At 45.5% G+C, this 4,789-nt stretch carries 4 protein-coding genes; all 4 read right to left on the bottom strand.

Annotation, left to right across the window (positions count from 1 at the left end; genetic code table 11):
• On the bottom strand, window positions 1–1,418 hold a 1,418-nt coding region (locus ABYU67_RS11825), incomplete at its 3' end, for an ABC transporter permease (protein ID WP_372845448.1).
• Window positions 1,419–1,471: 53 nt separating this feature from the next.
• Window positions 1,472–2,596 carry an extracellular solute-binding protein gene (locus ABYU67_RS11820; RefSeq protein ID WP_372845446.1) on the bottom strand — a complete coding sequence of 375 codons (1,125 nt, stop codon included), beginning with the start codon at window positions 2,594–2,596 and terminating at the stop codon, window positions 1,472–1,474.
• A 253-nt stretch (window positions 2,597–2,849) separates the two neighbouring features.
• Window positions 2,850–3,590 carry a 16S rRNA (uracil(1498)-N(3))-methyltransferase gene (locus ABYU67_RS11815; RefSeq protein ID WP_372845444.1) on the bottom strand — a complete coding sequence of 247 codons (741 nt, stop codon included), beginning with the start codon at window positions 3,588–3,590 and terminating at the stop codon, window positions 2,850–2,852.
• A gap of 8 nt (window positions 3,591–3,598) precedes the next feature.
• Window positions 3,599–4,789 (bottom strand): 3-deoxy-D-manno-octulosonic acid transferase (locus ABYU67_RS11810; protein WP_372845442.1); only part of this gene is annotated, 1,191 nt, incomplete at its 5' end.

Raw genomic sequence — 4,789 nt, 5'->3', positions numbered from 1 at the left:
CTATCGCTAAGGAGTTTAGCAGCCGCTTCTTGATTGACGGTCAAGCGCTGAAGCTGCCGATCTACCGGCTGAAAACTCACCGTCATAAAGCGTGTCGATAAAGCCAGCAGCATCACGATCACACTGCCAGATAAAAACTGCGTAGAGGTCACCCCAAACGCAATCAGCTGATTATCTAGCCACGCAATCGGAATAAAGATCCCAACTGCCAACACTGTACCCGGCACCACATAGCCTAGATTGGCTAAAGTGGTCATAAGCTTGGTCGATTTATCCGGATATTGGCGCTTAATCCACGCAATGATAATCGCTAAGACCGCAATAAATGCGGTGGTCATACTCGCAATCATGAGACTATTGATAACAAAATCAATGTAGCGGGCATCAAAATCTTGTTGAAAGTTCGCCGCTGTCCAATAGATAAGCTGGGCAAAGGGTATCAAAAAAGCGACCAAAAACACCAGCGTGCAAAGCAGCGCCATAGCAAGCTTGGCCGGTTTACTGGCTTCAAGACGCTGGCTACTACCTTGCGTGACAACATTACCGCGTTTTGCTTGCCAATATTGTTCAAATAAGACAACGATGAAGATCACGCCAATTAATAGCGCTGCCAACTGCGCTGCGGTCGTCAAGCTAAAAAAACCAAACCAGGCTTTATAAATCGCCGTGGTAAAGGTATCAACATTAAATACCGACACCGCGCCGAAGTCCGCTAGGGTTTCCATGCTTGCCAAAAGCAAACCACCAATAACCCAAGGCAGTGCTTGCGGTAGTGCCAAGCGAAAAAACACTTTGCTACGGCTTAAGCCAAGCATCTGTCCAGCTTCTATCGCTCGCTTACCTTGAGATAAAAACGCTTGGCGCGCCAGCAAATACACATAAGGATAAAAGGCCAATGACAATATCAGCCCTGCACCCCAGACATTACGTACCGACGGAATAGCAGCTGTAAACCCAAAATCTCTTAATGCCGTTTGCAGTGGTCCACTAAAATCAACGATACCCACGGTGACAAATGCCAACACATAAGCTGGCATCGCTAAGGGTAACATCAACGCCCATGCAAAAAACCGCTGTCCAGGGAAGCGGTACATACTCGTAAGCCATGCCAATGCCGTGCCAATCGTGCCAGAAATCACCGTGACCATTAAGAGCAAAATGGCGGTGTTTTTGAGCACTTGCGGCAATACGAACTCGCGCATATGCCCCCAAATATCAGCGACTGGCTGTGTCCATGACAATAATACGATTAAAATCGGTACTAGCATAAACAACGAAATCAGTCCTAAGACTGATTTCGAGATGACACGTTTACGGGTAGCATGGTCTTGGCGAATAGAGTTGCTCGTATTGCCTGTCTCATTACTTTCATTGACAGTATTGTTCTGACTTGCAGACGATTCTGGCATTGTTATCATAAGTTGTTACCGTGTCATACGTATCATAACTCCATTAAATGACTGGCAGACTTTTACTTGTAGCCAGCTTTGTCCATCATTTGAATGGCTTGAGTTTGTAATTCACCAAATTTTTGTACATTGATGTCATCTTGTTTGAACTGACCCCAAGATCTGAGCATCTCTGACTCATCGACCCCAACTTTTACTGGGAATTCTTTGTCAGCACTAGCGTAAAGACCTTGTGCCTCATCAGACGATAACCATTCCATCAGTTTCAATGCGCCATCAGCATTGTCTGAACCCGCTACTACACCAGCACCCGAAATATTAACGTGCGTACCTGTAGTACCTTGGTTTGCCCAAAATATTTTTACTGGGAAGTTAGGTTTTTCATCAAGCAGGCGACCATAGTAGTAGCTGTTAGCAATACCCACTTCACACTGACCAGCAGCGATAGCTTCTAGTAAGCTGGTATCATCACTAAATACGTCGGTTGCTAAGTTATCAACCCAACCACGGATAACGGCTTCTGTTTTTTCAGCACCCAAATGCTCCATCATGCTTGCAACCAATGACTGGTTATAAACCTTTTTAGAGGTGCGTAGACATAATTTGCCTTTCCACTTTGGATCCGCCAAATCTGCATAAGTTGATAACTGATCAGCGCTGACTTTACTTGGATCATAAAAAATCGTACGGGCTCGTAATGACAAACCTGTCCACTGACCTTCTGGATCACGATATTTAGACGGCACGTTTGCTTCCAAAACGCTAGAAGAAACTGGTTGCAGTAAACCTTGCTCAGCTGCTTGCCATAAATTACCTGCATCAACCGTCAGCAGCATATCCGCTGGGGTATTTTTACCTTCTGCTTGCAGACGCGCCATCAACGGACCATCTTTGTCTGTAACCAGTTCAACCTTTACACCTGTCTGTTCGGTATAACGATCTAACAATGGCTGGATCAGCTGCTCATTACGTGATGAGTAGATAGTCACTGTCTGTCCATCAGCGGGAGTCGCTTCTGCTTTTGCTACTTCTTGTTCAGTGCTTGGCGCGGTCGTTTCGGCATCGACATTTTCTTCTGGCGTAGTTGGCTTACTACAACCAGCAAATGCCAACATCATGCCAAATACGGCAACTGGTAAAGTAAGCTTAGTAGAAGATAAATTTGCACTGATCACATTCAATGACATGGCTTTCCCCATAGTAGCGCGATGGATAGGTAGGATAAAATGACATTAGAAATCATCGCTTAATGCGACCCCTAATATCTGGAAAGACATATACTAAGGGAAATGAGATTAATTATCAATACATTTATTTGGCCCAATTACTCAGTTAAATAATCAACAATTAATACGGCACACCATAGTTTGAAAATAGAAATTTATGCAATGAAATTAAATATTGCCCCATTTCTAATTAAGACTGATGGCAGTTATTGTCTTACAACAGCCACTGCCCCAAGATAGCATTGACCGCCGCTTCAGTGCGCAGTATTCGCGCGCCTATATGCACCGCTTGGCAGCCTTGCCTTGCCAGCATCTCAACTTCATAATCAATCCAGCCACCTTCCGCACCGACAAAAACCATACTTGGTAGTACCTTCTGAGGTGACTCAGCGTTTTTTAGTTGTTGCTGCATATATTGTGAAAATGACAATGCCCCATAAGGATGCGCTATGATCGCGCGATTGGTCATGAGCGCTGCCAGTTCATCCTCAACAAAGGGCTTAAAGCGTTTTTGCAAACTGATACGGGGAGCAGCAGTATCAATGCCTTGTTGCAGACCTTCTAATACAAACTCATCAAGGCGATTTAGCATCGGGCTTTGCCAATAGCTTTTTTGCGTACGATAGCTATTAATCAAGATAATATCGCGGACGCCAAGCGCAGTCATGTCCATGATTAAACGGCGCAGCACCTTTGGTCGTGGCAATGCCAGCACTACTGTAAGGTCAAGCTTAGGCGGCGGCGCTGTTGTTAAATCTACATTACCAAGCAAAATACGCTCAGGTGTCATATCGGTGATGACAGCGCTGCCAAGATGACCTTCTAGCTGCCCAACTTTTAGGGTATCGCCGACTTTTGCCCCTAACACTTGATTCACATGTTCAATTTGCGCCGCTGCATTGATATAGGCAGATTCATTATGGAAGTTTACAGCAGGTAATAAGATACAGTTCATAGTGGCTCTTAATCTAACTCTTGACTAACATTTTGCTGCTCATGCTGCTCAATGACCTTTTCTAGCATCGATAATTGACGACCTAATACGGCTTGCTGCTGCTCTGTCATCTGCGCGCCTGCTTGTCCTGCTTGCTGAGCCGACGTTAAATGACTCAGCCAATATTTTAACTGTTGATAAAGAAGCGTCTCGTCATCGGTAGATTGCGGATTCTCATTTTTTGGCTGACTATGCTGACTATGATGAGCAATCGCCTGATAAAAGGGGCTGTTTGGCTGATATAACGCCCCGACACTCGCCAGTTTATCCACGACGCTTTGACAAGATTGAGTATAAATACCCATCAATACTGGTGTCGCCACACTTGCTGGCTCAACGGGATTATGTCCACCAACCTCGACCAGTGAACCGCCAACCAACGCCACATCGGCAAGCGCATACCAATGCATTAACTCACCCATGCTATCCGCCAGATAGACTTGGGTATCGATATCAATGGCTTCTGCTGCACTGCGCCGTGCCATGGTCAAGCCTGATTGTTGAATCAAAGATGCTACTTCATCAAAACGCTCTGGATGACGTGGAACGATGATCAGTAGCGCCTTTGCCAATGCAGGGTTTGACAATAATTGCTGCTGCCATTCCAATACTATGTCTTCTTCACTACTATGAGTGCTTGCTGCCACCCAAATTGGGCGATTAGTCTCATTTAACTCTGCGATGATATCAGGCGTTTTTTCTGCTAACGCTGCCTGCTCGCTATTGACAACATCGATAGGCTGTTCATCATCTATTTTATGCGCATTGGCTGCTTTAGGTGTATTAATGACCCATTTTAGCGAGCCTGCTACCCGGATTTGTGCACTATGCGCACCCAATTGGCGAAAGCGTTTGGCGGAGTCATTATCCTGCGCAATGATTAGATGTAGATTGTTCATCATACTGGTACTGACGGCAGCAATCTTTTGATAACTTTTAAAGGATGATGCTGACAGCCGCCCATTCACAAGAATACTTGGGATATGATGCTCAGACAACTTGGTTAAGATGTTTGCCCATAGCTCTGTTTCTACAAACAAAGCGGCGGCAGGTTGCACATGACTCAAAAAGCGCTCAATTACCGCCGGACTGTCAACCGGCACATAACTGTGACTCAATCGACCCTGCGCAATGTCTTCTGCAAATCGACTGGCACCGCG

The sequence above is a fragment of the Psychrobacter sp. genome (genome assembly GCF_041554015.1).
In the GTDB taxonomy this organism is placed as follows: Bacteria; Pseudomonadota; Gammaproteobacteria; order Pseudomonadales; family Moraxellaceae; genus Psychrobacter.
This window is presented reverse-complemented; position numbering and strand designations above follow the sequence as displayed.